The sequence below is a fragment of the Glycomyces terrestris genome (assembly GCF_003933745.1).
Taxonomy (GTDB): Bacteria; Actinomycetota; Actinomycetes; order Mycobacteriales; family Micromonosporaceae; genus Glycomyces; species Glycomyces terrestris.
This window is the reverse complement of record NZ_RSEB01000004.1, coordinates 227676-253502: the sequence shown is the minus strand read 5'-3', so window position 1 is coordinate 253502 and position 25827 is coordinate 227676. Positions and strand designations below refer to the sequence as shown.

Genomic DNA, 25827 nt, shown 5'->3' with positions numbered 1-25827 from the left:
GGACCAGCGGATACGTCAGAACAGACTAAACCGCTCGGGAACTTATACAACGTTGTAAACGACCGAAGTCGGGTGGGTCGCCGCATCGGGGCGGGTTCCTCACGCGGGCGGGGCGGACTCGCGCTCGACGACGGCGAACGCGGCGGCGCGGGTGCGCGGCTCGGCGTCGGCGCCGCCGGGCGCGATGCGCGAGAGCAGGGTCTCGACGGCGGTGCGGGCGATCCACTCCCGGCCGGGGTCCACGGTGGTGAGCGAGGGGATGGCGTAGGCGGCCTCGTCGAGGTCGTCGAAGCCGAGGACGGCCACGTCCGCGGGCACGCGCAGGCCGGCCTCCTGGAGGACGCGCATCGCGCCGAGGGCGAGGGTGTCGTTGAAGCCGAAGACGGCGTCGAACTCGGCGCCGCGGTCGAGCAGGTCGTGCATGGCGCGGGCGCCGTCGGCGCGGTGCCACAGGGTCGCGCGCGCGACCAGCCGCTCGTCGTACTCGATGCCGTGGGCCGCCAGGGCCTCGCGGTAGCCGCGCAGGCGCAGCCGGGCCGAGCCCATGACCTCGGCCTCGTTCTCGCCGATGACGGCGATGCGGCGCCGCCCGGAGGCGATGAGGTACTCCGTGGCCGCCCGCGCCGCCTCGACGTTCCGCATGGTGACGTGGTCGCAGGGCCAGTCGAAGGTCCGCTCGCCGAGCATGACGACCGGGAGCGGCCCGGCGAGCGCCGCGGCGTCCTCCTGGCCGAGGCCCAGGGGGCTGAGGATGAGGCCGTCGGTGCGGTTGAGGCGCGGACTCTGGAGCAGGGCGAGCTCGCGGGCGCGGTCGCCGCCGGTCTGCTCCACCAGCGTCACCAGCCCGGCTTCCTCGGCCGCGGCGATGACGAAGCTCGCGAGCTCGGCGAAGTAGCTCAGGTTGAGTTCGGGGACGGCGAGCGCGATCGTGTCGGTGCGGCCCGACCGCAGGCTGCGGGCGCTGAGGTTGGGCTTGTAGCCGAGTTCGGCGATGGCCCGCTCGACCTTCTCGCGGGTCGCGGGGCGGATGTGGGGGTAGCCGTTGATGACGTTCGAGACGGTCTTGAACGACACGCCCGCCAGTTCCGCGACGTCGCGCAGGGTCACCGCCATGGCGCCTCCTCCTCAGTCGGCCGGCTCGTCGGCCACGATTCTACAACGATGCAAACTCGGGGAGCCGCAGGTGGACGGCGGTGGCGTCGTCGTGGCGCTTCGACCCGGGGCGCGGGTCGCGGTCGCCGTGCGCGCGCACGAGGTCGAGGGCGGCGCCCACGCCGCGGTCGAAGACGGCCGCGAGCAGCTGCGGCCAGGTGTGCCCGTAGCGGTCCACCAGCCGCGTCAGGCCGTCGGTGCACAGCAGCAGGTCCGCGACGCCGGCGAGGGGCACGGCGCCGGTCCGGGCCCGGGCGGCGGCCTCGGGGTCGGTCGAGGCGACCCAGAAGCCGCCCTCGCGATTGCGCACGCTCGCGACGTACGGCACCGGCCAGCGCCGGATGCCGGCCAGCTCCACGGCGGGGACGCCGGGAAGGGCGGCGAGGCGCCCGTCGGTCTCGACCCGGCACGCGCCGTCCGGGCCGCGCCAGGCGACCGCGCAGTCGCCGAGGACGAGCCATTCGAGGCGGTCGCCGCGGCGGCGCACGAGCGCGGCGGTCGCGCCGGGCGAGACGGGGTTGCCGAGGTCGCAGGTGGACTCGTGGCGGGCGTTGACGGCCGCGATGGCGGCGGCAAGGACGTCGGCGAGGGCGTCAGGCCCGGTGATGCCGTCCGCTATGGACTCGGCCAGGGCCGCGGTGTACCAGGGGACGTCGTGGACGCAGCCGTCGTCGGGGTAGCGGGTGATGCCGTCCAGGACCAGGGCCCAGTCGCCGCCGGTGCGGTAGGCGTCCTCATTGGGCGCCGCGGAGCCGGGGCGCGACTGCGCCCGCGCCTCCCACCCGGCCGCCCTCGCCTCGATCATCGTGCCAGCCTACGGGAGGCCGGCTCGCTTCGTTCACGGCCGCCGCGCGGCCGCGCCCGCGTGCCGGGCGGCCGCCGCGACCGGGTGGGGCCGTGAACAGAACGCGCTCTCCCGTTAAATCTCGATAACGATCGCGTTGCCGAATGGTTGAGAGTTCAAGCATTGGTCACCGCCCCGCACAACGGAATCGATCGCAAGTCCACAAGTGAGTTAGTACGCGCGTTCCAACGCCCAGGTCCGGGGCGGACGGGGTCCGAACCGCGCCTTTGATCGCCCTCGTCGGCATCCGGGCCCGGCGGTCCCATACTTCCGAAAAGACTGCATACTATTGGCCTGCCAAACATCGCAGCCGACGAGCCGTCAGGAGCCCCGTTGACCGACGTCCCCAGTAGAGAACGCTCTCTGACCAGCGACTGCGGCAGCGTGACGGTGACCGTCGCGCCCGGCGCGGCGCCCCGCATCGAACTCACCGCCGCCGCCGAGCGCATGTTCACCCGCGACCTCGCCGAGCTCGTCACCGACACCGCGCGCAAGGCCGCCGAGGCCCTGGACGACGAGCCCGAGGGCCCGCGCGTCGAGGAGGCCGCCGAGATGCTCGCCGCGTTCGCCGGCGACCTGCGCGAGCGCGGCGTCGGCGCACTCCTGGAGCGCCGCAAGGCGTTCGAGGACGACGACCCCGAGGAGCGGCCCCGGCCCGCCGACCCCGGCCGCGCGAAGCTCGCGCTCGACCCGGCGGCCGTGGCGATGCTCGACGACGTCCTGGAGCTGTGGAAGCGCTCCGAGCGCCTCGCGCCGGGCACCAAGGACGGCGACGAGCACGCCCCCGTCGGGCGCGCCAGGAGCGAGTCCAAACTGGTCACCGTCGAGTCCACACTCGCCTACCCGGTGTCGCAGGTGATCCTCTCCAAGCGCGCCTTGGAGATCGGCGCCAAGGGTCTGTCGCTGGAGCTCACCGAGACCGCCGCCGCGGCGGTCGCCGACCGCGACGCCAAGCAGGGCCCCTACTTCGACGCGCTCGGCCTCCCCTACGCGCCCGGCGAGGCCAAGGAGGTCCTCGACCGCGGCAACGCCCTGAACGCCGAGGGCCTCGCGATCGTCCAGCGGATCAGCGAGAGCCAGGACCGCATCACCCGCATGTTCAAGGACGGAGGCCACTTTGCCTGAGATCGAACCCGCCCGGCTGACCGAGCTCGCCGAGGGCATCGTCGCCGACGTCGCGCCCAAGCTCGAAGAGGCCAGCGCGATCCCGCCGGAGCTGCGCGAGCTCGACCAGATGCTCATGGTCTCCGTGGACCCGTTCCTGGCCGCGTCCCACGCGCTCGCGGTCGGCTACATGATCGAGATGATCCAGGGAGCCGCCGAGTGCTTCAACGCGCTCACCACCGCGCTCACCGAGACCGCCGCGTCCTGGGAGGACGCCGACGGCAGCGCCGAGACGAGCTTCAAATGACCCGCCCCCGCAGCGCATCCGCGAGCCGATAAGGAAGGCCCCCATGGCATACCAGGCACCCGACCCCGAGCAGTTCTCCGGGATGGAAGAGGCGTACGGGTACATGGCGCCGCTCTCCGCGGTCAACATCACGCTGCCGTCCTTCACCTTCGGCGGCCCCTGCGTCAAGCTCTCCCGGATCATCTACCTCAACCAGTGCAACCCCGGGGAGATCCTCAAGGGCGCGGCCACCTGGCTGGTGCTGGCCCAGAAGTTCGACGAGGCCCGCGAGGCGATGCAGTCCCGGATCGACGGCCTCCCCGCCGAGGTGTGGCGGGGCGAGGACCGCGACGCCTACGACAAGCGGGCGCGGCAGATCGTCAACCAGCTGGAGAACATGCACGCCTTCGCGATGCACCTGGGGATCTCGCTGTTCTCGATCGGCCTGATCCTGGCGGTCATGGTGCCGATCATGCTCGCGATCTCCACCGCGCTCATGGCGATGGCGGTGTTCGTGCTCGCCGTCCAGTTCGTACCGATCTCCGGGCAGGCGCTGGCGACCGCGTGGCGGGCCACCGCGATGTCGTTCGCGACCCAGGCGCTGGTGGTGCTCAAGGCGATGGACTCGGCGGCCGGTGCGGCGGGCAAGGCCCTGGCCGCGTTCATCGCCGCGAACATGACCGTCTCGTGGGCCAACATGGCCGCCAACGGGAACATCATCAGCCCCGCGGCCACGATCGGGTCCACCGGGTTCAGCCTCCTCCAGGGCCTGGCGCAGCTCGCGGTCGTGCGGATCATGGCACCGGGCAAGACCCCCGGCAAGGGCGGGCCGCTCGGCGGCCTCACCGACGCGTTCGCCAAGGCCGGACCGGGCCTGCTCGGCGGCGTCGGGGCCCAGGGCGTGTACACGATCGGCAACAACGCCGCCGGGGAGGACGCGGAGAACAAGATGAAGGACGCCGGCGTCGACGTCGGCACCTACGACTTCATCCCCGACTCCTTCGAGGACCAGGCGCGGGCCGGGGACGAGATCGGGAGCTGGCGCCCGGACGGCTCGAAGCCCGAGCCCGAGGCGGAGGCGGCCGCGTGAACCCGGTCGGCCCGGACACCACCCGCGTCAGTATCGTGAACGCGCCCAACTAAATACCACGTATTCATACCCTTTCGGACGATCGCGGCGCCGTACCCACCTACTCGGCCGCGACTGGCACAGATCGGCGACGACCCCATGGCAGCAAGAGAGATCGACACCGAGGCGATCCAGGAGTACAAGGCGCTCATCCAGGAGCAGCTGGACCATCTCGACGAGATCATCCCCCGGCTCAAGAAGGGGCAGGTGCTCGGCCGGCTCCCCGCCTTCGGCCAGCTCGACGCGTCCGCCACCGCGCGGACGAACTACGAGACCTTCCACTCGACCACATGGGACAACCTCCAGAACCTCCGCGTCGCCCTGAGCGGCATGATGGCGACGCTCCAGGACTCGGCCGACCTCTCCGAGGAGTCCGACGACGCCGCGGTCACCGAGTTGAACAGCTACGAGGGCGAGCTCTAGCGTGCGGCGCAGGACGCGCGGCGCCGCCGCCCTCGCCGCCGCGGCCCTGGCCCTCGCGGGCTGCTCGGCCGCCGACCCCGGCGCCGGGCCCGAGGCGCCGGCCGGATCGTACGCCGTCATGGGCGACTGGCTCGGCTGCGAGGTCTTCGGGGACTTCGCCGAGCTCCAGACCCGGTTGGGCGCCACCGGGATCGACGGGGATCTCCAGAGCACCCCGATCGGGGAGGGCATCGACGCCGAGTCCGCCGGATGCGCCGCCCTGCTCGACCTCGCCGTGTTCGAGGACGTCCAGGGCACCTTCGCGTACTCGGCCGCCGGCGACGCGGCCGTCCGCGGCGGCCTGGCCCCCTGGAACGACGAGGCCGAGGCCGAGGCGAACTTCGCCGACCGGGTCGCCCAGCGCCGCGAGAACGCCGCGGGCATCGCCTACACCGGGGAGACCGAGGGCGAGCTCGGCGGCGAGTGGGACAAGAGCCTCTACATCGCCGCCGACACCGAGCAGCGGTACTACCTCGACGCGTACGGGCGCAAGGGCGACTGGGTCGTCTACCTGTCCCTCGACTTCCTGCACGACCCCGGCGTCAGCGCCTACGAGTCGGCGCCCGAGTTCTACCCGGACGCCAGCGCCGAGTCGATGGCCGTGTACCCCTTCACCACCGAGTCGCTCGTCGCCTGGATCACCGGCGAGCACCTCCCCCAGATCCAGACCGAGATCCTCCAGCGAGCCGAGAGCGAGGCGGGCCAGTGACCGAAGCAGCCGAGATCGAGAAGGAAGAGTACGGGAAGATCGAGGAGGGCCAGTCCTCCTCGCAGTTCACCGTCGCGCAGAACGACCTCCTGGTCAAGCCCTCGTGCGAGACCGGCGACTGCACCTGCAAGGTCGAGGAGCCCGCCGAGGCGGCCTGGATCAAGCTCATGTCGGCCGTCCCGCAGGCGTCCCAGATCAACAGCCTCCGCGCCGCCCGCGAGGGCACCATGATGCTCCCCGAGGGGCAGACCATCCAGAGCATGGTCAAGTCGATCCGGCCCCAGCCGGAGGCCGACTACGCCCTCGACACCATCCGCGACGCCTGGAAGGACTTCTACGAGGACTTCCGCGTCGTCGGCCCCAAGCTCGAACAGGGCCTCACCACGCTGTCCTCCGCCTGGAAGGGCGACGACTTCGACGCCTTCGAGGAGCAGGTCGAGACTGTACTGAAGAACTGCAAGACGATCCAGAACGACATCGGCGGCGAGGACGGCGCCGACGGCGTCATCAAGGTGCTCGACACCAAGCAGGCCGAGATCTTCGAGCAGCAGGGCGGCACCGCGTGCGTCTACCCCGCGCCGAAGTTCTTCATGGAGGGCACCAGCTGCGGCTCGCACCGCATCCACATCCGCCCGCCGTTCTTCCGCAACTGCGAGATCCGCGCCAACGACGAGACCAAGGCCGCCCTGGAGCTGGCCGGGTTCGACCCGCAGATCGTCGACGAGGTGAGCGAGGGCCGCCAGCAGACGTACGACATGTGGAACGAGTACGTCACCGCCAACCCCGACTACGAGGAGAACGGCCTCAAGGGGCAGGCGCTGGCCGAGTCGAAGGCCGAGGAGTACGCGAGCCGGCGGCTCGACACGCTCGGCACGCAGGGCTCGAGCCAGCTCGAGGAGGAGGCCGCGCGGGTGAACGAGGAGGTCACCGAGCGCCACTCCAATGTGGAGGCGCAGGTGACCGACATCGCGCCCGAGTCCAAGCCCGGCGAGCAGACGGTGTTCAACGAGGGCCCCGACACCGACTTCCCCGGCCCCGACGGGCTCGACACCGGCGGCGGGGGCGGCATGCCCGACCTCGGCGACCAGGACCTGAGCGGCTACTCCGGCCCCACGGACGTGAAGCCGCTCGGCGACACGGGCGGCCTGAACAGGACCGACGACAGCGGCCTCGACACGGCCGGCGGCCTGAACGGCGCCAACCCGCCCGGCGACTACTCCGGCGGCAGCGGCCTGAACGGCCTCGACGACGAGAACCCGTTCGACACCGGCCAGGACCCCGACGACCTCGGCAGCGCCTCCTACCCCGGCAGCGGCGGCACCCCGCCCGGCGGCCTCGGCGGCGGCTCCGGCCTCGGCTCCTACGGCTCCCCCGACCTCGAGGACGTCAGCGGCGGCCTCGCCGGGGGCGGTGGCGGCGGCCTGACCGGCGCGCCCCCCGGCGGCCTCGGCGGCGGGGGCGGACTCTCGGGCGGCGGCCTCGGCGGCGGCGGCCTCAGCGGGGGCGGGGTCAACAACCTCGTGCCGGCCAACCTCCGCCCGCCCACCAACCTCGGCGGCGGCAGCAGCCTGACCAAGCCCGGCTCGACCGGCAAGACGCCCGGCTACACCTCGATCCGCAACGCGGGCCCCGGCGGCAGCAAGCCGGGCGGGCTCGGCGGCGGACGCGGGCTCTCGGGCACCGGCGCCGGCGGCGGCAAGCCCGGCGGGCTCGGCGGGGGCTCCGGCCTGCGCGCCGGCGGAGGCGGCGGCGCCCCGGGCGGCGCGGGCGGCGGCTCGGGCCTGCGCGGCGGCGGCATGGGCGCCGGCGGAGGCGGGACCGGCGGCGGCTCGGGCATGGGCCGCGGCATGGGCGCCGCGGGCGGGCTCGGCGCGGCGGGCGCCGCTGGCGGTCGCGGCGTCGGCGCGGCCGGCGTCCACGGCGGCATGATGGGCGGCGCCCCCGGCGGCCGCGGTCCCGGCGACGAGCAGGACCACGAGATGAAGTACTGGCTCGCGGAGGAAGAGGACACCTGGGGCGGCGGCCCCGAGGACGAGGACGACGACCCGTACGCGTAGCCCCTGGAGCAGACCGGGGTCGCGGACCGCCACCGTGCAGGCGGACCGGGGCCCCGGTCTTCGTCTGCGCCGCGCGCCCGTGCGCCCGCGATTCGCGACCCGGTCATGCCGATCGCTCCCATGGGGACCGGACCGGGGCCTTTGGCAGTGATGTATTGACAGGTGTGATTTGGCAGGATTAGAATCACCATAGGTATAGCGCTAAACCTATGTCATCCAGCCTCTTCACGTCCCCAAAATCCCTTACAGATCGACGCTTGTCGATCTACTGGGTCGTGCGCGAAACCGCCCCCAATGGATCGGGAATGCGTCTCCCCGAGCAAGGAGCCATCATGAGACTCACGCGCCTCGCCCTCGCGGCGGCGACTGCGGTCGCCGCCGTGGCGGCAGCGCTCGTGCCGGCCGCCGCGGTGCACGCGGCGGACGGCACCAACCTGGCGGCGGGCAAGACGATGACCGCCAGCAGCCACGTCCAGGGCTACACCGCGGGCAGCGCGGCCGACGGGAACCAGGGCACCTACTGGGAGAGCGCCAACGGCGCCTTCCCCCAGTGGCTCCAGGTCGACCTCGGCGCCACCGCCGAGGTGAGCGAGATCGTCCTCGAACTGCCGGCCCTCCCGGCCTGGCAGACCCGGACCCAGACCCTCGAGGTGCGCGGCAGCGCCGACGGGTCGGACTTCACCGTCCTCAAAGCCTCCCAGGGCTACACCTTCAACCCCGACAGCGGCAACACGGTCACGATCGCGGTCCCCGAGACGGACGTGCGGTACGTGCGGCTGGTCGTCACCGCCAACACCGGCTGGCCCGCCGCGCAGGTCGCCGAGTTCGAGGTCTACGGCGAGGCCGGCGCGCCGTCCCAGACGGGCGAGCTGGCCGTGGGCAAGCCGATCACCGCCTCGTCCACCGTGCACACCTACGCGGCCGCGAACGCCAACGACGGCGACGTGACGACGTACTGGGAGGGCGCGAACGGCGCCTACCCGAGCACGCTCACCGTCGCCCTCGGCGCGAACGCCGAACTCGACCGCGTCGTCGTCAAGCTCAACCCCGACCCGGTGTGGTCGCCGCGGACGCAGACGTTCGCGGTGCTGGCGCGCGACGCGGGCGGCGGGGCCTTCACCGAGATCAAGGCGTCGGCGGCGTACGCCTTCGATCCGGCCTCCGGCAACACCGTCACGATCCCCGTCTCGGGCACCTACGGCGAGATCCGGTTGCAGTTCACCGGGAACACCGGCGCCCCCAACGGGCAGGTCGCGGAGTTCCAGGTGTTCGGCGAGGCCGCGCCCGCGCCCGACCTCCAGGTGACCGACCTGTCGTGGAGCCCGGCCGCGCCGGTCGAGACCGACGCGGTGACCCTCTCGGCGCGCGTCGAGAACACCGGCGAGGTCGCCTCCCCCGCCAGCGCCGTGGACCTATACCTCGACGGCGAACTCGCCGGCAGCGCGGCCGTGGGCGGCCTGGCCGCCGGCGCGGCGGCGACGGTGAACGTCCCGATCGGATCCCTCACCGCGGGCGACCACGAGGTGGCGGCCGCCGTCGACCCGAACGCGGCCGTCGTCGAAAGCGACGAGTCGAACAACGAGTACACGCACGCCGAGCCGCTGGCGGTCGGGGCGATCACCACCTCGGACCTGGTGGCCGCCGCGGTCACGTGGACGCCGAGCAGCCCCTCGGCGGGCGACGAGGTCGCGTTCGCGGTGACGATCGGGAACCAGGGCAGCCTGGCCTCGGCGAGCGGCGCGCACGGCGTCACGGCGACGCTGGTGAACAGCGAGACCGGCGCGGTGGTGCGGACCTTCACCGGCTCCTACAGCGGCGTCATTTCCGCGGGCGGCGACTCCGGTCCGATCGGCCTCGGATCGTGGACCGCGGCCGACGGCCAGTACGAGCTCCAGGTCGCGGTCGCCGTGGACGGCAACGAACACGCCGTCAAGCAGGGCAACAACACCGCGACGCGGACGCTCTCGGTGGGCCGCGGCGCGGACCTGCCGTTCACGCTCGACGAGGCCGAACACGCCGCAACCGGCGGCGGGGCGCAGATCCTGGCCCCGAACCGCGAGATCGGCGACCTCGCCGGCGAGGCGAGCGGCCGCCAGGCCGTGGTCCTCGACGGCACCGGCGAGTACGTCGAGTTCACCACCGGGACCGACACGAACACGCTGGTGACCCGGTTCGCGATCCCCGACGCCGCGGGCGGCGGGGGCACCACCGCGACGCTGAACCTGTACGTGGACGGCCGATACCTGCGCCAGATCACGCTCACCTCGAAGTACGCGTGGCTGTACGGGGCCGAGGCGAGCCCGAACAACTCGCCGAGCTCGGGGCCGGCGCGCCACGTCTACGACGAGGCGAACGTGCTGCTGGACCAGGTGATCCCGGCCGGGAGCACGATCCGGTTGCAGAAGGACGCGGCGAACACCGCGGCCTACTACGCGATCGACTTCATCAGCCTCGAGGAGGTCGCGCCGATCGCGAACCCCGACCCGTCGCGGTACGTGCAGCCGGCCGGGTTCACGCACCAGGACGTCCAGAACGCGCTCGACCGGGTGCGCATGGACGCCACCGGGAACCTCAAGGGCGTGTACCTGCCCGCGGGCGACTACGCGACGGCGCAGAAGTTCCAGGTGTACGGCAAGGCCGTCGAGATCATCGGCGCCGGGCCCTGGTACACGCGGTTCTACGCGCCGCAGAACCAGGAGAACACCGACGTGGGCTTCCGGGCGGAGGCGAGCGCGAACGGCTCGGTGTTCTCCGGGTTCGCCTACTTCGGGAACTACACCACCCGCATCGACGGCCCCGGGAAGGTCTTCGACTGGCAGAACGTCTCGGACATGACGATCGACAACACGTGGACCGAGCACCAGGTGTGCATGTTCTGGGGCTCCAACATGGACGGCGTGCGGATCACGGACTCGCGGGCGCGGAACCTGTTCGCCGACGCGGTCAACATGACGAACGGGAGCACGGACAACCTGGTGCGGAACGTGGAGTCGCGCGCCTCGGGCGACGACAGCTTCGCGCTGTTCGCCGCCACCGACGCGGGCGGCGGGCTCCAGTCGGGGAACGTGTACGAGAACCTGACGTCGATCCTCACCTGGCGGGCCGCCGGGCTGGCGGTCTACGGCGGCACCGGGAACACGTTCCGCGACATCCACATCGCCGACACGCTCGTGTACTCGGGGATCACGGTCAGCTCGCTGGACTTCGGCTACCCGATGGACGGGTTCGGGTCCAGCCCGACGACCGACTTCGAGAACATCTCGGTGGTCAGGGCCGGCGGGCACTTCTGGGGCCCGCAGACGTTCCCGGGGATCTGGATCTTCTCGGCGGACAAGGTGTTCCAGGGCATCCGAATCTCTGATGTGGACATCGTGGACCCGACGTACTCGGGGATCATGTTCCAGACCAAGTACACCGGCGGCCAGGCGGAGTTCCCGGTCGCGGACACGGTCTTCACCGACGTGTCGGTCACGGGAGCGCGGCTGAGCGGCGACGAGTTCCAGGCCAAGTCCGGCATCGGCGTCTGGGTGAACGAGATGCCCGAGGCCGGCCAGGGCCCGGCGGTCGGCGAGGCGGTCTTCAACGGCCTCGAACTCAGCGGCAACCACGAGGACATCCGGAACGACACCACGACGTTCGAGCTGATCATCAACTAGCGGAAGGACACCGAAGGCCCCGCCGAGAGGGATCGGCGGGGCCTTCGGCGTTCGCTAGGCGCGCGGGCGCTCCACGACGGCGGTGCCGAAGGGGCCGAGCTCGACCGGCGCTCCGCCGACCTCGACCGCGGCGGGGGCCGGGGTGAAGTTGAGCAGGAACACGTGGTCGGTGGTCCCGTCGGTGCGGACCTGGGCGGTCACGCCGGCCGGGAGGTCGGCGTCGACGGCGCGCTCCACACCGGCCTCGGCGACGAGCGCGCCGTAGAAGTCGGCGAGGAAGTCGGCGCCGGTGCGGGCGGCGATGAAGTACGCCTTCCCCTCGCCGCGGCGGTTGACCGTCAGGGCCGGGCGGCCGGCGTAGAAGTCCGCGCCGTACGCGCCGACGGCCTCGGCGGTCTCGGCGTGGATGAGCTCGCACAGCTCGACGGCCTCGTAGGAGGTCCCGTTCCACTCGATCGCGTTGCGGTCCTCGGGGTAGAGCGCGTCGATCTCCTCGGCCCAGATGCCGAGGGTCTCGCGGAGCGGGCCGGGGAAGCCGCCGAGGAAGGTGCGGTCGTGCTCGTCGACGTAGCCGGTGGCGTAGGTGGCGACGAAGGTGCCGCCGCGCTGGACGAACGCGTCGATCGCCTCGGCCACGCCGGGGCGGAGCATGTAGAGCATGGGGGCGACCAGGACCTTGTAGCGGTCGAGGTGCCCGGGCCGGGCGATGAGCGAGGAGTCGATGACGTCGGTGGGGACGCCCTGCTCCCAGAACGCGCGGTAGTGCGCGATGACGGCGCCCTCGTAGTCCGTGCGCTGCTGGAGCAGGCCCTTCTGCTCGTCCAGGGCCCAGCGCAGGTGCCAGTCGTAGACCACGGCGACGTCGGCGGGGGTGTCGGTGCCGACGACGCCGTCGAGCTGCGCCAGGCGGGCGCCGACCTCGGCGACGTCCTTGAAGACGCGGGTGTGCTCGGTGCCCTGGTGGTCGACGACGGCGCCGTGGAACTTCTCGGAGCCGCCGCGGCCCTTGCGGAACTGGAAGTACTGCACGGTGTCCGAGCCGTGCGCGACGGCCTGGAGGGACTGGAGCAGGTGGACGCCGGGGCGGTGGAGCTTGGCGACGGGCCGCCAGTTCGTGGCCGAGGGCGAGGACTCCATGAGCATGAACGGCTTGCCCTTGAGGCTGCGGGTCAGGTCGTGGAGGAAGGAGGCGCGGGCGCCGCGGTCGGCGTCCTTCGCGGTGCCGGTCCACTCGGGGTAGGAGTCCCAGGAGACGACGTCGAGGACCTGCGCGAGGCGGAAGTAGTCGATGCCCGGGTAGGTGCCCATGAGGTTCGTCGTGCACGGGACGTCGGGCGTGATCGCCTTGAGCGGGGCGGTCTCGTGGAGGTAGAAGTCCACGAACTGCTCGGTGGTGAAGCGCCGCCACTCGAGTTCGAGGCCGTGGATGTCCTGCTCGCCGCGGCCGTGCTCGGAGGGCGACTCGATGTGCGACCAGTCCGCGTAGGTCTTGGCCCAGAACGCGGACCACCAGGCCTCGTTGAGGTCGTCGAGGGAGTCGAAGCGGTCCTGGAGGTAGGCGCGGAAGCGCTCCTGGCACAGGTCGCAGTGGCATTCGCCGCCGTACTCGTTCGACAGGTGCCACACCCCGAGGGCCGGGTGGTCCTTGTAGCGCTCGGCGAGCGCGGTGTTGATCGCGGTGGTCTTCTCGCGGTAGACCGGCGAGGTGAGGCAGTGGTTGTGGCGGCCGCCGTGGCGGTTCCTGGTGCGGTCCCGGTTGACGCGCAGGACCTCGGGGTACGCGCGGCTCATCCAGCCGGGGCGGGCGCCGGTGGGGGTGGCGAGGACGGCGGTGATGTCGTGCTCGGCCATGAGGTCGAGGATCTCGTCGAGCCAGCCGAAGTCGTAGCGGCCCTCTTCGGGTTCGAGTGCGGCCCAGGCGAAGATGCCGACCGAGAGGGTGTTGATCCCGGCGAGGCGGGCGAGGCGCATGTCCTCCCTCCAGGTCGTCTCCTTGGTGGAGCGCCACTGGTCGGGGTTGTAGTCGCCGCCGTGCAGCAGGTGGGGGACGCGTCCGACGACGGGCGCGTGGCGGACGATCGGTCGATTCACGGTTGGGTGCTCCTTGACCTGGTTTGCTTTACCGGTACAAACCTAGGGGTCGGTGGACGGCGTGTCAATGCGGATGCGGTCGGCGCCTCGATTCGAATCGAGGCGCCGACCGCGGAGCCGCGGCCCTGCTAGTCGAGGCCGGGCCGGGGCGCGTCCGCGAACTCGCCGGGGCGCGCGCCGCGGCGGTTCGGCGGCTCGACCTCGGCGGCGTCGAGGAAGGCGCGGGCGAGGACGCGGCCCTCGTCGTCGGCGAGCCAGACGAGGAGGCGGCCGGGCCCGGCGTGGGCGGGGACGGTGAGCCGGGCGGCGGGCGAGAGCCGGAACGGCTCGGCCTTGACCGGCTCGGTGGCGGCCTGGGCCGGCGGGACGGCGGTGCCGACCGGGGTCCCGGCGGGGACCCAGGCGGCCTGGACGGTGCCGGCGGCGGACTCGGGCCCGTGGTGGGAGACGTGCACGTCGAGGCCGAACGGCGCCGCGGGCGGCGCGATGTCGGCGCCCGCGGCGAGCGGGACGAGGTCGAGGACGAGCACGGTGTCGGCGTTGACGTCGGCGGGCACCGCGCCGCCCCAGTCCTTGGGGCGGCGGTCGGCGTCGAGGAGCCCGGCGGCCTCGTGCTCGACGTCGGCGAACTCGGTGTAGACGTACCCGGCGAAGCGGTCGTGGCGGCGCAGCTCCTGGGTCTCCCAGCGCAGGTGCCAGGCGCGTTCGAGGCTGGTGAAGCCCTCGCCGTACTCGCTGTTGACGATCGGCACGCCGGAGCGCGGGAAGGCGGGGTCGCCGTAGAGGGACTTGTCGACGGTGAAGTCCGGTCCGAGGCGCACCGGGAACGCCTCCTGCTCGCCCGAGGCGAGGCGGGCGACCGCGGCCGCCCACTCCCCCAGGTCGGGTTCGTAGTAGTGCCAGTCGAGGAGGTCGGTGCGCACGTGGGACCAGCCGGAGTTCTCCACGATGGGGCGGGTGGCGTCGAGTTCGCGCAGGCGCTCGTAGGCGTGCGCGGCGGCCTCGGCGCGGGCGGCGCTGCCGGGGATGTCCCAGTCGAGGCCCCACTCCTCGTTGTACAGGCCCCAGATGACGATGCTCGGGTGGTTGCCGTCGCGTTCGACCATCGCGGGGAGCTGGGCTTCGAAGGCGGCGGCGGCTTCGGGCGAGTAGCGGCTCGGGCAGGCCGGCTCGGCCCATACGAGCATGCCGGTGCGGTCGGCCTCGTGGAGCCACAGGGGCTCCTCGAACTTCAGGTGCTTGCGGACGAGGTTGTAGCCGAGGCCGCGGGCGAGTTCGAGGTCGCGCAGGAGCGCGGCGGCGTCGGGGGCGGTCAGGCCGGTGTCGGGCCAGTAGCCCTGGTCGAGGACGCCGCGCAGGTAGATCCGCTCGCCGTTGAGGTAGAGCGCTTCGCCGCGGGCCTCGAAGCGGCGCAGGCCGGTCGTGGCGGTGACGGCGTCGGCGGCGTCCCCCTCGCCGGTGCGGACCTCGACGCGGTACAGGTGCGGGTCGGCCGGGCTCCACCGGCGCGGGTCGCGGATCTCGATGCGGCCCTTGGCGACGCCGCGGTCGTCGGCGGTGAGCGCGATGGACTCGCCGGTGTCGGCGGCGGCGGTGACGGCCGCGCCGGCGGGGGCGTCGCCGGCGAGGACGACGGTGACGTCGATGCCGGTGAGCGAGTCGCCGCGCAGGACCACCGACTCGGCGTAGGTGCGGCCGCGCGCCTCCAGCCACACCGTCTGCCAGATCCCGGAGGTGGGCGTGAAGGAGACGCCGTCGTAGTCGTCGCGCGGGATCGAGCGCTGCTTGCCGTGGGCGATGGCGCGCTTGTCGGCGGGGGCGTGGACCTCGACCTCCAGGAGGGCGGGGACGCCGGGGGCGAGGAGGCCGGTGACGTCGAAGTCGAAGGACTCGTAGCCGCCGGTGTGCTCGCCGACCGTGACGCCGTCGACGCGGACGACCGCGCGGTGGTGGACGGCCCCGAAGCTGAGGACGACGCGGGCGCCGGCCCAGGCGGCGGGGGCGGTGACGGTGCGGCGGTACGTGCCGCGCTCGAGCCAGGTCCGCCGCACCCCCGAGGCGCGGCTCTCCCACGCGAACGGGACGGTGATGGGCCCCTCGTAGCCGTCGGCGGCGAAGTCCCAGGCGCCGTTGAGGTTCAGCCAGCGCGCCGACCGGTCGCGGTCGGGCCGGGGGTATTCCGGTCGCGGGGTCGAGGGCTTGGGCGGGAGGGTCATGCGTCAGCCTTTCACGCTGCCGGCGAGGATGCCGTTGATGAAGTGCCGCTGGAGCAGGATGAACAGCACCAGCAGCGGGACGAGTGCGACGGAGCTCGCCGCGAGCAGTTCGCCTGTGACGGTGGCGTAGTCGGCGCCGATCCGGTTGCCGGTGATGTTCTGCGCGAGGGTGGAGAGCACGACCTGGAGGGTCGCCATGCGCTCGGAGCTCGCGGCCACCACGGGCCAGACGAAGTCGTTGTAGATGTTCATGACGGTGAGGACGCCGAGGCCGGCGAGGCCGGGGCGGATGACGGGGACGACGACGCGCCAGAAGAGGGCGAACTCGCCGCAGCCGTCGACGCGGGCGGCGTCGAGGAGCTCGTCGGGGACGGCGGTGATGACCTGGCGCATCCAGAAGATCGCGAACGCGTCGACCGCGCCGGGGAGGATGAGCGCCTGGTAGGTGTTGACCCAGCCGAGGGCCTTCATCTCCAGCAGCAGCGGGATGATGAGCACGATCGTCGGCAGCATGAGGGTGATGAGGACGGCCCCGAAGACGAGGTTCTTGCCGGCCCACTGGTACTTCGCGAAGGCGAAGGCCGCGAGCGGGGCGAAGAACATCGTGGCGGCGCCCTTGCAGAGGAGCACGACGGCGGTGTTGAGGAATCCCTGTCCGATGGGAACGTCCTGGAACATCGCGGTGTAGTTGTCGAGGGTGAAGGTCGTCGGGTCGAAGGTGAGCGGGGACCGGATGATCGCGTCGGCGGGTTTGAACGCCGAGAGCAGCGCCCAGGCGACGGGGAACAGGAACGCGACGAGCAGGAGCGTCAGGAACAGGTGCGAGCCGATGCGGGGCCGGGTGCGTTCGGTGGTGGCGGCCATGGCTAGTCCTTCGCTCGCAGCAGGCGGACGAACAGGAGCGAGAGCGCCATGACGAGGACGACCAGGAGGAAGGAGTTGGCCGCGCCGGTGCCCAGGTCCGCCCGGGTGATGTGGTTGTAGAGGTAGTAGCCCGCGGTGGTGGTCGAGTTGTACGGGCCGCCCTGGGTGACCACGAACGGCTCGGCGAACATCTGGAAGACCGCGAGGGTCTGGAGGACCACGGCGAATCCGAGGGTGCGGCGCAGGAGCGGGACGGTGATGCTCCACAGCCGCCGGGCCTTGGAGGCCCCGTCGAGGTCGGCGGCCTCGTAGATCGAGGCGTTGATCGACTGGAGGCCCGAGAGCAGGATGATCACGATGAACCCGGTGGTCTTCCACAGGAACAACAGCGCGAGCGTGGGCTTGGCCCAGGCGCTGGTGGTGAGCCAGCCGGTCTCGGGGAGTCCGAAGAGGCCGAGGAAGGCGTTGACGGCGCCGTACCGCTGGTCGAACAGGACCACCCAGATCTGGGCGACGGCCACGAGCGGGGTCACGAACGGGACGATGAAGGCGACCCGGTAGAGGCCGCGGAGCCGCAGCTTCGCGTCGTTGAGCAGGACGGCCACGAGGACGCCGACGGCCATCTGGACGGGGACGATGAGCAGCCACAGGACCGCGGAGTTGCCCAGGGAGGACCAGAACGCGGGGTTGGTGAGCAGGTACGCGTAGTTGTCCCAGCCGACCCAGGTGGCGGCGCCGGTGCCGCGCCAGTCGGTGAAGGACAGGCGGGCGGTGAAGAACAGCGGGTAGACGCTGAAGGCGGCGAAGACCGCGGCGAAGGGCAGGACGAACACGTACGGCGCGAGGCGGCGGCGCAGGCGGGGGCCGCGCCCGGCGCGAGGGGCGCGCCGGGCCGCGGGGACGGGGAGGGCCGTCACTGGCGGTCCACCAGGTTCACCTGGATGTCCTCGGTGGACTGGGCGAGGACCTCCTGCGGGGTCATGTCGCCGTCGAGCATCCGCTGGAGGTTGTTGCCGAGGTAGTCGACGGCGCCGGCCCACCACGCGGGGGTGGGGGTGCCGCCGGGGATCTGGGCCCCGGCCTCGGTGGCGACGGTCCACAGGTCCTGGCCGCCGAGCGCGGTGATCCCGCTGTAGAGGGGCTTGGCGGGGTCGGCCGCGGGCGTGTAGCTGGGGATCGAGGTGGCCAGGCCCTCGGGGTAGACCTCGCCGGGGCCCCACACGGCGGTGTAGCCGGCCTCGGTGAACATGAGGAACTCGTAGAACAGCCAGGCGAGGTCGGCGTTGGGGCCGTCCTTGGGGAGCACGAACGAGGAGCCGCCCATGGCGCCGGAGCGGGCGCCGCCGGCGTCCCAGGCGGGCAGCTGGGTGGCGCGCCAGTCGCCGCTGGTGGCGGTGAGGACCTGCTGGGGCGCGAAGGAGAACCAGATGGCCCAGGGGTAGAAGACCTGGTTGCCGTTGTCGAGTTCGGCGATGTCGGTGGGCGTGAGGTACTCGGCGCGGGTGCCGAGGCCCTCCTGGCGGACGGTGTCGAGGAACGTGAGGACGCGCTCGAACTCGGGGGTGTCGAGGCGGAGGTTCCCGTCGGCGTCGGCGATGGAGGTGCCGAGCTGGCTCGCGTACATCTCCAGCTGGAGCTGGCCGAGGAACGCGGACTGCTCCAGGTGGATGGGCGCGGAGCCGGGTACGGCGGCCCGGTAGTCGCGGGCGGCCTGGAGGAGGTCGTCGTAGGTCGCGACGGCGGCGATGTCGATCCCGGCGGCCTCGAGCGCGGTCGCGTTGTAGAACAGCAGGCCGGGGTCGAGGTCGAAGGGGACGCCGTAGACGCCGCCGTTCACGGTGTTGACGTCGAGCTTCTGCTGGGCGATGTCGGCGGTGTAGGGGGCGAGCACGTCGCCGAGGTCCCACAGGTAGTCGGTGAAGCCGCCGACCTTGGCGTCGTCGAGGAAGACGCCGTCGGGCACGTCGGCGCCGGTGATGAGCGTGTTCTGGAGCTTCGCGTCGATGTCGACGGCGACGTGGTTCACCTTGATGCCCGGATAGGCGGCGTTGAACTCGGCGATGGCGCCTTCGAAGATCTCGAAGAGGTCGCCGGAGCGGTCCCAGATCGTGATCTCGCCTTCGGTGCGGTCGGGGGCCTGGAGGCGGCTCGACGGGCCGGCGTCGTCTTCCGAGGCGATGTCGGGGCCGCACGCGGCGAGGGCGGGCGCCGCGGCGGCGAGCCCGGCGGACGCGATGAGGGCGCGTCTCCGGAGGAGATGGCGGTGCATGGAACACTCCCTTGTGTGATTTTCCAACGTGTGCAAAACCTAGCACCCCTTTGCCGACGTTGCAAACGGTAGGATGGGCCGTATGCCGGCAACACTTCGCGACGTCGCCGAACTGGCGCAGGTCTCCGTCCGCACCGTGTCCAATGTCGTGAGCGGGTACGCCCACGTCAGCGAGCGGATGCGCCAGCGCGTGCTGGCCGCCATCGAAGAGCTCGACTACCGCGCCAACCCCGTCGCGCGCACCCTCCGCACCGGCCGCACGGGGATGCTCGCGCTCGTGGTGCCCGAGATCGACGTACCGTACTTCAGCGAGCTGGCCCGGGACGTGATCGACGCGGCCGCCGAGTTCGGCTACCGCGTGATGATCGACCAGACCGGGCACGACCACGAGCGCGAGCGGCGCCTGCTCATGGGCGACGACCGCACGATGCTGTTCGACGGCATCCTGTTCAGCCCGCTCGTCACCAAGGCCGAGCTGCTCGACATGCACCGCTCCGAGCACATGCCGCTGGTGCTGCTGGGCGAGCACGAGTTCGACGGCCGCTTCGACCACGTGGCGATCGACAACGTGCAGGCGGCGCGGGACGCGGTGGCGCACCTGGTGGCAAGCGGGCGGACCCGGATCGCCGCGATCGGGGCGCAGCCGCTGGAGGAGTACGCCACGCCGCTGCTGCGCACCGCGGGATACGAAGCGGCCCTTGAGGAAGCGGGCCTGGAGGCGCGGCCGGAGTACGCGACGCCGGCGCCGCACTACAGCCGCACCGACGGGTACGAGGCGGCGACGGCGCTCATGGCGCTCTCGCCGCGGCCCGACGCGATCTTCTGCTTCTCGGACCTGCTCGCGGTCGGCGCGATGCGCGCGGTCTTCGACGCCGGGCTCAGCGTGCCCGAGGACGTGGCGGTGATCGGGATCGACGACATCGAGGAGGGCCGGTTCGCGCGGCCCTCGCTCTCGACGGTCTCCCTGGACACGCCGTTCATCGCGCGCGAGGCGGTGCGCCGGATCGCCGCGCGCATTGAGGCCCCGGACACCCCGGCCGAGGAGGTCGTGGCCCCGCACCGGCTCGTGGTCCGCGAGAGCACTGCGGGCTGAACCCGGCCGAGCTGCGCCCCCGGCCGCCTGGGCCGGGGGCGTTTTGTCATGGAAACCGCCTCTTGCAACGTAGGCAAATTCCTGGCATGGTGTTTGCAACGTCTGCAAAGCCGCAGGCGCTTCACTCCACAGGAGGCAACCCCCATGACGGTGACAAGACGGTTGGCCGCCGCCGCGCGGCGCTGCGCCGTGCTGCTGGCGGCCGCGGTCCTCGCGGCCGCCGGCGCGCAGGCGCTCGTCGCGACCCCGGCCCAGGCCGCCTACCCGGGCACGGTGCTCTACTCCCCGAACCTCGCCGCGTTCCCGAGCGGCACCGCGGGCTACCCGCGGGCCATCGGCCTGAAGCACGACGGCACCGCCGCCGAGACGATGCTCGCCACGTTCGCCAAGGGCGGGCACGACGCCCCCACGAACCTCCCGATCTACCGCTCCACCAACGGCGGCGCCAGCTGGACCCAGATCAGCACCATCACCTCGAACACGCCCGGCTGGGACCTGGAGGCGCCGACGCTGTTCGAGGTGCCGCGCACCATCACCGGGCTCAACGCCGGGGACCTCCTCGCCGCCGGCACCGCCTGGGACGTCGGGAACTACACCGCGCAGAAGGTCGAGGTCTTCAAGAGCACCGACGGCGGCGTCACCTGGACGTTCCTGTCGAACTGCACCCAGACCTCGGGCCAGCCGAACTCGTGGGGCCACGGCATCTGGGAGCCGACGTTCCTGGTGGCCGACAACGGCACCCTCGCCTGCTTCATCTCCGACGAGCGGCCCTCCAACAGCGCCACCAACAACCAGAAGATCGCGCACTACACCTCGACCAACGGCGGCCAGAGCTGGAGCTCGGGCATCCAGGACGACGTGGTCTTCCCGGCCGACAACCTGCTGCGCCCGGGCATGCAGACCTTCGCCGAGCTCCCCGACGGGCGCTTCGTCATGGCCTACGAGCTGTGCCGCGACGCCACGAACGCCGACCACGCCTGCGAGGTCTACATCAAGTACAGCCACGACGGCCTGAACTGGGGCGCGGCGGGCGACCGCGGCACCCTCGTGCAGACCTCGGACGACCGCGAGCTCCTGCACACCCCGTACATCTCCTGGACGCCCGCGGGCGGTCCGAACGGGACGCTCCTGCTCTCGGGCCAGCGCGTCGTCGCCGGGCCGACCGGGAACAAGACCGTCCTGGCCGAGTCCGGCACCGTCCTGTTCGCGAACCGGAACCTCGGCGCCGGCGACTGGTTCGAGGCCACCACCCCGGTCACGGTGAACCCGACTGGCGGCTACGCCACTGGGGTCCCCTCCTGCCCGGGCTACTCGACGCCGGCGATCCCGCGCGAGAACGGCACGAGCTACCTCTACCTGGCCGCGACCTGGCTGGGCCAGAACAACCAGTGCGAGGTCCGCTTCGGCATCGGCGCCGTCCCCGGCGCCACCGGCGCGATCGTGAACCCGCAGACCGGCAAGTGCCTCGACGTGGACACGAACACCGCCGCGAACGGCAACCGCGCCCAGATCTACGCCTGCGGCATCGCCTCGGGCCAGGACTGGTCGCGCTACGCCGACGGGTCGCTGCGCGCCTTCGGCAAGTGCCTCGACGTCGACGCCCAGGGCACCGCCAACGGCACCCCCGTGCAGCTGTGGGAGTGCAACGGGTCGGGGGCCCAGGTCTGGACTCCGCAGGCGAACGGCTCCCTGCTCAACCCGCAGTCGGGCCGCTGCCTCGACATCTCGGCCGGCGGCACCGCCGACGGCACGAGGCTCCAGATCTACGACTGCAACGGCCTCTGGACCCAGGTCTGGAACCTGCCCGCGTAGCAAGGAGAACGAGCGAGGGCGGGCCGCGGTCGCGGCCCGCCCTCGCTGCTGTTCAGCGGGCGCCGGTCTGGGTCAGGTGCATGCGGGCGTAGCGGCCCCCGGCGGCGAGGAGGTCGGGGTGGGAGCCCTGCTCGACGATGCGGCCCCGTTCGAGGACGACGATGCGGTCGGCCTGGCGGATGGTGGAGAGGCGGTGGGCGACCACGAGGGTGGTGCGCCCGCGCATGAGGCGGCCGAGGGCCTCCTTGACGAGCTCCTCGGCCTCGGGGTCGAGCGCGGAGGTGGCCTCGTCGAGGAGGAGGATGCGCGGGTCGCGCACGAGGGCGCGGGCGATGGCGAGGCGCTGGCGCTGGCCGCCCGAGAGGCGCGCGCCGCGCTCGCCGACGACGGTGTCGAGGCCGTCGGGGAGATGGGTGACGAACTCCCAGGCGTTGGCGTCCTTCAGCGCCGCGACGATGCGGTCCTCGCCGGCCTCGGGCATGCCGTAGCCGACGTTCTCGCGGATCGTCCCCTCGAACAGGACGGACTCCTGCGGCACGACGGAGGCGAAGCGGCGGGCGGTGCGCAGGTCGAGCTCCTGCATGTCGACGCCGTCGAGGAGGATGCGGCCCGAGGTGGGCCGCACGAAGCCGAGCACCAGGTTGAGCAGGGTGGACTTGCCCGAGCCGGAGGAGCCGACGAACGCGGTGGTGGTGCCGGCCGCGATGTCGAGCGAGACGTCCTGCACCGCTTGGGCCTCGGCGCCGGGGTAGCGGTGCGAGACGCGTTCGAGGACGAGGCGGCCCTCGACGGCCGCGACGGCGCGCTTGCCCTCGTTCTGCTCGATGTCGGGGTCCTGGAGGACCTCGGCGATGGACCGCACCGACTCCATGCCGCGCGCGCCGATGGGGATGAGCATGAGCAGGTTCGTCAGGCCCTGCGTCAGGAGCGCGAAGTAGGTCGACAGGAGCACGACCTCGCCGGGGCTGATCGGCAGGAACCCGGTGATGGCGAAGACGGCGGCGAGCCCGAGGCAGGCGACGCCGAGGACCTGCATGGTGACCCAGGAGATCGAGGCGACGTGGCCGTTGAGCATGTCGAGGTGGAGGCCGGCGCGGCGCACGCCGTCGGCGCCGCTGGCGACGCGCGAGACCGCGGTCTGCTCCAGGCCGTGGGCGCGGGTGACGGGGATGAGGGAGGCCATCTCGCCGACGCGGGCGGCGAAGCCCTCCATCTCGCGGCGGAACCGCTCGTTGCGGGCGCGCGAGCGCCGCCGCAGGGCCGCGCGCAGGCCGATGGCGATGGGGACGGTGAGGGCGTAGACCGGCAGGAACTGCGGGACGGCGATGGCGGACATGGTGATCGCGCCGGTGAGGACCATGACCGAGGACAGCAGCGGGTGCGTCATCTGCTGGAGCATCTGCTCGACGTTCTCGACGTCGCGCACCACCTTGTTCTGGACGATCGAGGCGCTGGTGCGGGCGTAGTAGCCGATCGAGAGCGACTGGAGGCGCGAGGCGAGCGCGTTGCGCAGCTCGGCGCCGGTGTCGCGCACGACGGTCATGAAGTTGCGGGTGTAGACGATGTGGTTCGGGTAGTTCTGGACCAGCAGGAGGACGGCGAGCGCGAGCCAGCCGAGGACGGCGCTGACCGAGCCGTCCGCGGAGACGAGGTCGATGATCGCGGCGGTGACGACCGGGAGGAACCACAGCGGGACCTCCTTGGCGGCGAAGGCGGCGAAGGCCGCGGTGAGCCGCCACGGGCGGCGCGCGAGGAGGCGCAGGACCGAGCGCGCCGGGCGGTCGCCGTCGAGGGGGGCGTGGTGGTGTCCGAGCTGGTGGTGGCCGTGATGGGTGGGGCCGGGCGATGCCGCGCTGGGAGCAGTCGCGCTGGTCGCGCTATTCGCGCTTTGAGTAAGCGCTTTCTTGTGCATGGCTCCGATCGTACGGACCGGCCGGCCGGCCGGCAATCGGGTCAGGCCACAGTCACGCGGCGCCTTCGATGTCGATCACGACCTTGACCTCGCCGGAGCCGGCGTGGAACGCCTCCTGGTACTCCGCGAGCGGGACGCGCTTGGTGATGAGCCCCTTGAGGAAGTCCTGATCGGACTCGGCGAGGACCTGCGCGGCCCGCGTGCAGTGCTCCAGGTTGGCGTTGACCGAGCCGACGACGACGTCGTTCTCCAGGACGATGTCGCGGTTCAGGCTCCCGGCGTCGACCGTGACGCGCCGCCCCGCGGGCGAGACCCCGGTCAGGCAGGTGACGCCGAACGCGCCGGTCGCGGCCATCGCGTCGAACACGAGCGCCTCGGCCCCGGTGGCCTCCACGACGATGTCGGGCACGACCGACTCGAGCGCCTTCGCGAAGCCCTCGTAGTGGTAGGTCGCGCCGAGCGCGTGCACGAGCTCGGGCTTGTGGCCGTCCTCGGCGCGGTCGAGGACGTGGACCTCGAGGCCGCGCTGCGCGCCGATGAGGGCGGCGAGGAGCCCGATCGGCCCGGCCCCGGTGACGAGCACGGTCCGCGGGTCGAACCAGGAGCGGCCGCCGACCCTGTCGATCTGCTCCCAGGCCTTGACGAGCACGCTCATCGGCTCCAGCAGGACCCCGACCTCGGCGAGGGAGGGGTCGAGCTTGACGGCGTAGTCGGCCTCGACGGTCCAGACCTCGCTGCCGTAGCCGTGGATCTCCTTGATGCCGCGCTCGGTGTAGCCGCCGTTGCGGCAGTTGTCGAACAGGCCGCGCGCGCACGCGCCGCACGGCTCGGGGTCGGGCCGGCGCACGACGCCGACGACGAGGTCGCCCGGCGCGAACCCGCTGCCCTCGGGGGCTTCGCGGACCCGGCCGAGCGACTCGTGGCCGATGATGAGCCGGTCGGCGCCGGCCGGGGCCCAGCCGTACTCGCCGTCGGCGAGCTCCCGGTCGGTGCCGCACACGCCGAGCGCGACTGCGTCGACGAGCAGCTCGCCCGGCCCGGGCGCCGGCTCGTCCACTTCCTCCAGCGACAGCGAGCCCTTGACGCCGGGCTCGACGGTCAACGCGCGCATGGCGTCCCCTTCCCTCGCGGCTCCGAAACCCCACCAGTATGCGGGCTTCGGGCGGATCTCTCCGGCGCTTCGGGAAGTAGCCGCGCGCGGCCGGGCTAATCGGGCCGCGGCGCGCGGAAGTAGTGGCCCTTGTCGAGGTCGTCGAGGAAGCCGGGCCGCGTCGGGGTCCAGTCGAGCAGGGCGCGGGTGCGCTCGCTCGAAGCGGCGCGGTCGGCGGCGACGAACTGGGCGAGCCAGCCGAAGTGCGCGGGCGCGTCCTCGGGCGCGATCGACGCGGTCGGGACGCCGAGGTGGCGTCCGATGACCGCGGCGAGGTCGCGCACGGGGACGCCCTCGTCGCCGACGACGTGGAGGGTCGAGCCGGCGGGCGCGCGCTCGATCGCGAGGCGCACCAGGACCGCGGCGTCGGCCCGGTGGACGCCGGACCAGCGGTTCGCGCCGTCGCCGACGTAGCCGGCGACGCCGCGCTCGCGGGCGATGTCGACCATCGTGGCGGTGAAGCCGGGGTCGCCCTCGCCGTAGACGATCGGGAAGCGGAAGACCATGGAGCGGACGCCGCGGTCGGCGAGGCCGAGCGCGGCGTCTGCGATGGCGTAGCGCCCGGCCGGCCCGGTCAGGCCCGTGCCGCTCACGTGGCCCTCGTCCTCGCGGGTGGGGCCGCCGTCGGACACGGGGACGCCCGAGGCGATGGCGAAGGGCTTGCCGGTGCCGCCGAGGGCCTCGCCGAGGGCCTCGACGGCGGCGCGGTCGGCGGCGACGGCGTCGTCGAAGCCGCCGGTGAAGGCGATGCCGTGGTCGAAGGCGAGGTGGACGACGGCGTCCGCCGCCTGCGCCTCCTCGCGCAGGACGTCGAGGTCGGCGAGGGAGCCGCGCCGGGCCTGGACGCCGGCGGCGTCGAGGCGGGCGGCCGCGGCGTCGGAGCGGGCGAGGCCGGTCAGGCGGTGGCCCGCGGCGAGGAGTTCGGTGACGGCGGCGGCGCCGATCCAGCCGGAGCCGCCGGTGATGAAGACGCGCATGGGAGACCTTCCGTGGGGACGGCCGGGTGCGGGACCCGGCGTGA

The 25827-nt window shown here is 72.3% G+C and carries 19 protein-coding genes; 9 read left to right on the top strand and 10 right to left on the bottom strand.

The annotated features are described in order from the left end of the window. Window positions 1–99: 99 nt before the first annotated feature. Together EIW28_RS15225 and EIW28_RS15220 are read right to left on the bottom strand one after the other, a co-directional pair. Window positions 100–1113: a LacI family DNA-binding transcriptional regulator gene (locus EIW28_RS15225; RefSeq protein ID WP_125248572.1), complete on the bottom strand. Its 1014-nt coding sequence runs from the start codon at window positions 1111–1113 to the stop codon at window positions 100–102. Between the two features lie 40 nt (window positions 1114–1153). Then, entirely contained in the window at window positions 1154–1957 is an 804-nt protein-coding gene (locus EIW28_RS15220) for a protein phosphatase 2C domain-containing protein (protein WP_125248571.1), read from the bottom strand. Between the two features lie 372 nt (window positions 1958–2329). Between EIW28_RS15220 and EIW28_RS15215 the strand changes: the two genes are divergently transcribed. The 7 genes from EIW28_RS15215 (at window position 2330) to EIW28_RS15185 (ending at window position 11399) form a co-directional block, all read left to right on the top strand. Beyond that, window positions 2330–3121, top strand: a complete 792-nt coding sequence (locus EIW28_RS15215; protein ID WP_125248570.1) for a hypothetical protein — start codon at window positions 2330–2332, stop codon at window positions 3119–3121. Next, window positions 3114–3407 (top strand): hypothetical protein, encoded by a 294-nt coding sequence (locus tag EIW28_RS15210; protein WP_125248569.1) that lies wholly within the window; start codon window positions 3114–3116, stop codon window positions 3405–3407. Before EIW28_RS15215 ends, EIW28_RS15210 begins: the two co-directional genes overlap by 8 nt. 43 nt (window positions 3408–3450) lie before the next feature. After that, the gene (locus EIW28_RS15205; RefSeq protein ID WP_125248568.1) at window positions 3451–4476 is read left to right on the top strand and encodes a hypothetical protein; all 1026 of its coding nucleotides are present in this window, start codon (window positions 3451–3453) and stop codon (window positions 4474–4476) included. A gap of 138 nt (window positions 4477–4614) precedes the next feature. Beyond that, the gene (locus tag EIW28_RS15200) at window positions 4615–4938 is read left to right on the top strand and encodes a hypothetical protein (RefSeq protein ID WP_125248567.1); all 324 of its coding nucleotides are present in this window, start codon (window positions 4615–4617) and stop codon (window positions 4936–4938) included. A gap of 1 nt (window position 4939) precedes the next feature. Beyond that, a complete protein-coding gene (locus EIW28_RS15195) occupies window positions 4940–5686 on the top strand; it encodes a hypothetical protein (RefSeq protein WP_125248566.1) in 747 nt (248 codons plus the stop codon). Next, entirely contained in the window at window positions 5683–7743 is a 2061-nt protein-coding gene (locus EIW28_RS15190; RefSeq protein WP_125248565.1) for a hypothetical protein, read from the top strand. The genes EIW28_RS15195 and EIW28_RS15190 overlap by 4 nt, the downstream gene beginning before the upstream one ends. A 332-nt stretch (window positions 7744–8075) precedes the next feature. Next, a complete protein-coding gene (locus EIW28_RS15185) occupies window positions 8076–11399 on the top strand; it encodes a discoidin domain-containing protein (RefSeq protein ID WP_197717286.1) in 3324 nt (1107 codons plus the stop codon). A 54-nt stretch (window positions 11400–11453) separates the two neighbouring features. Here EIW28_RS15185 and EIW28_RS15180 read toward each other — a convergent pair whose 3' ends face one another. From EIW28_RS15180 to EIW28_RS15160, 5 genes are all read right to left on the bottom strand, one after another. Then, window positions 11454–13490: a beta-galactosidase gene (locus EIW28_RS15180; protein ID WP_125248563.1), complete on the bottom strand. Its 2037-nt coding sequence runs from the start codon at window positions 13488–13490 to the stop codon at window positions 11454–11456. 128 nt (window positions 13491–13618) lie between these two features. Next, the gene (locus EIW28_RS15175) at window positions 13619–15706 is read right to left on the bottom strand and encodes a glycoside hydrolase family 2 TIM barrel-domain containing protein (RefSeq protein WP_125248562.1); all 2088 of its coding nucleotides are present in this window, start codon (window positions 15704–15706) and stop codon (window positions 13619–13621) included. Window positions 15707–15709: 3 nt separating this feature from the next. Next, the gene (locus EIW28_RS15170) at window positions 15710–16570 is read right to left on the bottom strand and encodes a carbohydrate ABC transporter permease (protein WP_125248561.1); all 861 of its coding nucleotides are present in this window, start codon (window positions 16568–16570) and stop codon (window positions 15710–15712) included. A gap of 2 nt (window positions 16571–16572) precedes the next feature. Beyond that, entirely contained in the window at window positions 16573–17487 is a 915-nt protein-coding gene (locus tag EIW28_RS15165) for a carbohydrate ABC transporter permease (protein WP_125248560.1), read from the bottom strand. Further along, window positions 17484–18839 carry an ABC transporter substrate-binding protein gene (locus tag EIW28_RS15160; RefSeq protein ID WP_125248559.1) on the bottom strand — a complete coding sequence of 452 codons (1356 nt, stop codon included), beginning with the start codon at window positions 18837–18839 and terminating at the stop codon, window positions 17484–17486. Before EIW28_RS15160 ends, EIW28_RS15165 begins: the two co-directional genes overlap by 4 nt. A gap of 82 nt (window positions 18840–18921) precedes the next feature. On the opposite strand from EIW28_RS15160, the gene EIW28_RS15155 reads away from it, so the two are divergent. Continuing rightward, window positions 18922–19932 carry a LacI family DNA-binding transcriptional regulator gene (locus tag EIW28_RS15155; RefSeq protein ID WP_125248558.1) on the top strand — a complete coding sequence of 337 codons (1011 nt, stop codon included), beginning with the start codon at window positions 18922–18924 and terminating at the stop codon, window positions 19930–19932. A 144-nt stretch (window positions 19933–20076) separates the two neighbouring features. After that, window positions 20077–21744, top strand: a complete 1668-nt coding sequence (locus tag EIW28_RS15150; protein WP_125248557.1) for a sialidase family protein — start codon at window positions 20077–20079, stop codon at window positions 21742–21744. 52 nt (window positions 21745–21796) lie between these two features. Here EIW28_RS15150 and EIW28_RS15145 read toward each other — a convergent pair whose 3' ends face one another. The 3 genes from EIW28_RS15145 to EIW28_RS15135 all read right to left on the bottom strand — a co-directional run bounded on the left by EIW28_RS15145 (window position 21797) and on the right by EIW28_RS15135 (window position 25783). Then, window positions 21797–23656, bottom strand: coding sequence for an ABC transporter ATP-binding protein (locus EIW28_RS15145; protein WP_125248556.1), 1860 nt, complete (start codon window positions 23654–23656; stop codon window positions 21797–21799). A 52-nt stretch (window positions 23657–23708) separates the two neighbouring features. Then, entirely contained in the window at window positions 23709–24767 is a 1059-nt protein-coding gene (locus tag EIW28_RS15140) for a glucose 1-dehydrogenase (protein WP_125248555.1), read from the bottom strand. Between the two features lie 95 nt (window positions 24768–24862). Next, complete coding sequence (locus tag EIW28_RS15135) at window positions 24863–25783, bottom strand: SDR family oxidoreductase (RefSeq protein ID WP_125248554.1); 921 nt, start codon at window positions 25781–25783, stop codon at window positions 24863–24865. Window positions 25784–25827: the final 44 nt, after the last annotated feature.

What these genes read in the sequence shown, in the direction of transcription:
- EIW28_RS15225 (WP_125248572.1), bottom strand. Translation starts at nt 1,113, where the DNA reads ATGGCGGTGACCCTGCGCGACGTCGCGGAACTGGCGGGCGTGTCGTTC.
- EIW28_RS15220 (WP_125248571.1), bottom strand. Translation starts at nt 1,957, where the DNA reads ATGATCGAGGCGAGGGCGGCCGGGTGGGAGGCGCGGGCGCAGTCGCGC.
- EIW28_RS15205 (WP_125248568.1), top strand. Translation starts at nt 3,451, where the DNA reads ATGGCATACCAGGCACCCGACCCCGAGCAGTTCTCCGGGATGGAAGAG.
- EIW28_RS15200 (WP_125248567.1), top strand. Translation starts at nt 4,615, where the DNA reads ATGGCAGCAAGAGAGATCGACACCGAGGCGATCCAGGAGTACAAGGCG.
- EIW28_RS15185 (WP_197717286.1), top strand. Translation starts at nt 8,076, where the DNA reads ATGAGACTCACGCGCCTCGCCCTCGCGGCGGCGACTGCGGTCGCCGCC.
- EIW28_RS15175 (WP_125248562.1), bottom strand. Translation starts at nt 15,706, where the DNA reads ATGACCCTCCCGCCCAAGCCCTCGACCCCGCGACCGGAATACCCCCGG.
- EIW28_RS15170 (WP_125248561.1), bottom strand. Translation starts at nt 16,570, where the DNA reads ATGGCCGCCACCACCGAACGCACCCGGCCCCGCATCGGCTCGCACCTG.
- EIW28_RS15160 (WP_125248559.1), bottom strand. Translation starts at nt 18,839, where the DNA reads ATGCACCGCCATCTCCTCCGGAGACGCGCCCTCATCGCGTCCGCCGGG.
- EIW28_RS15155 (WP_125248558.1), top strand. Translation starts at nt 18,922, where the DNA reads ATGCCGGCAACACTTCGCGACGTCGCCGAACTGGCGCAGGTCTCCGTC.
- EIW28_RS15150 (WP_125248557.1), top strand. Translation starts at nt 20,077, where the DNA reads ATGACGGTGACAAGACGGTTGGCCGCCGCCGCGCGGCGCTGCGCCGTG.
- EIW28_RS15145 (WP_125248556.1), bottom strand. Translation starts at nt 23,656, where the DNA reads ATGCACAAGAAAGCGCTTACTCAAAGCGCGAATAGCGCGACCAGCGCG.
- EIW28_RS15140 (WP_125248555.1), bottom strand. Translation starts at nt 24,767, where the DNA reads ATGCGCGCGTTGACCGTCGAGCCCGGCGTCAAGGGCTCGCTGTCGCTG.
- EIW28_RS15135 (WP_125248554.1), bottom strand. Translation starts at nt 25,783, where the DNA reads ATGCGCGTCTTCATCACCGGCGGCTCCGGCTGGATCGGCGCCGCCGCC.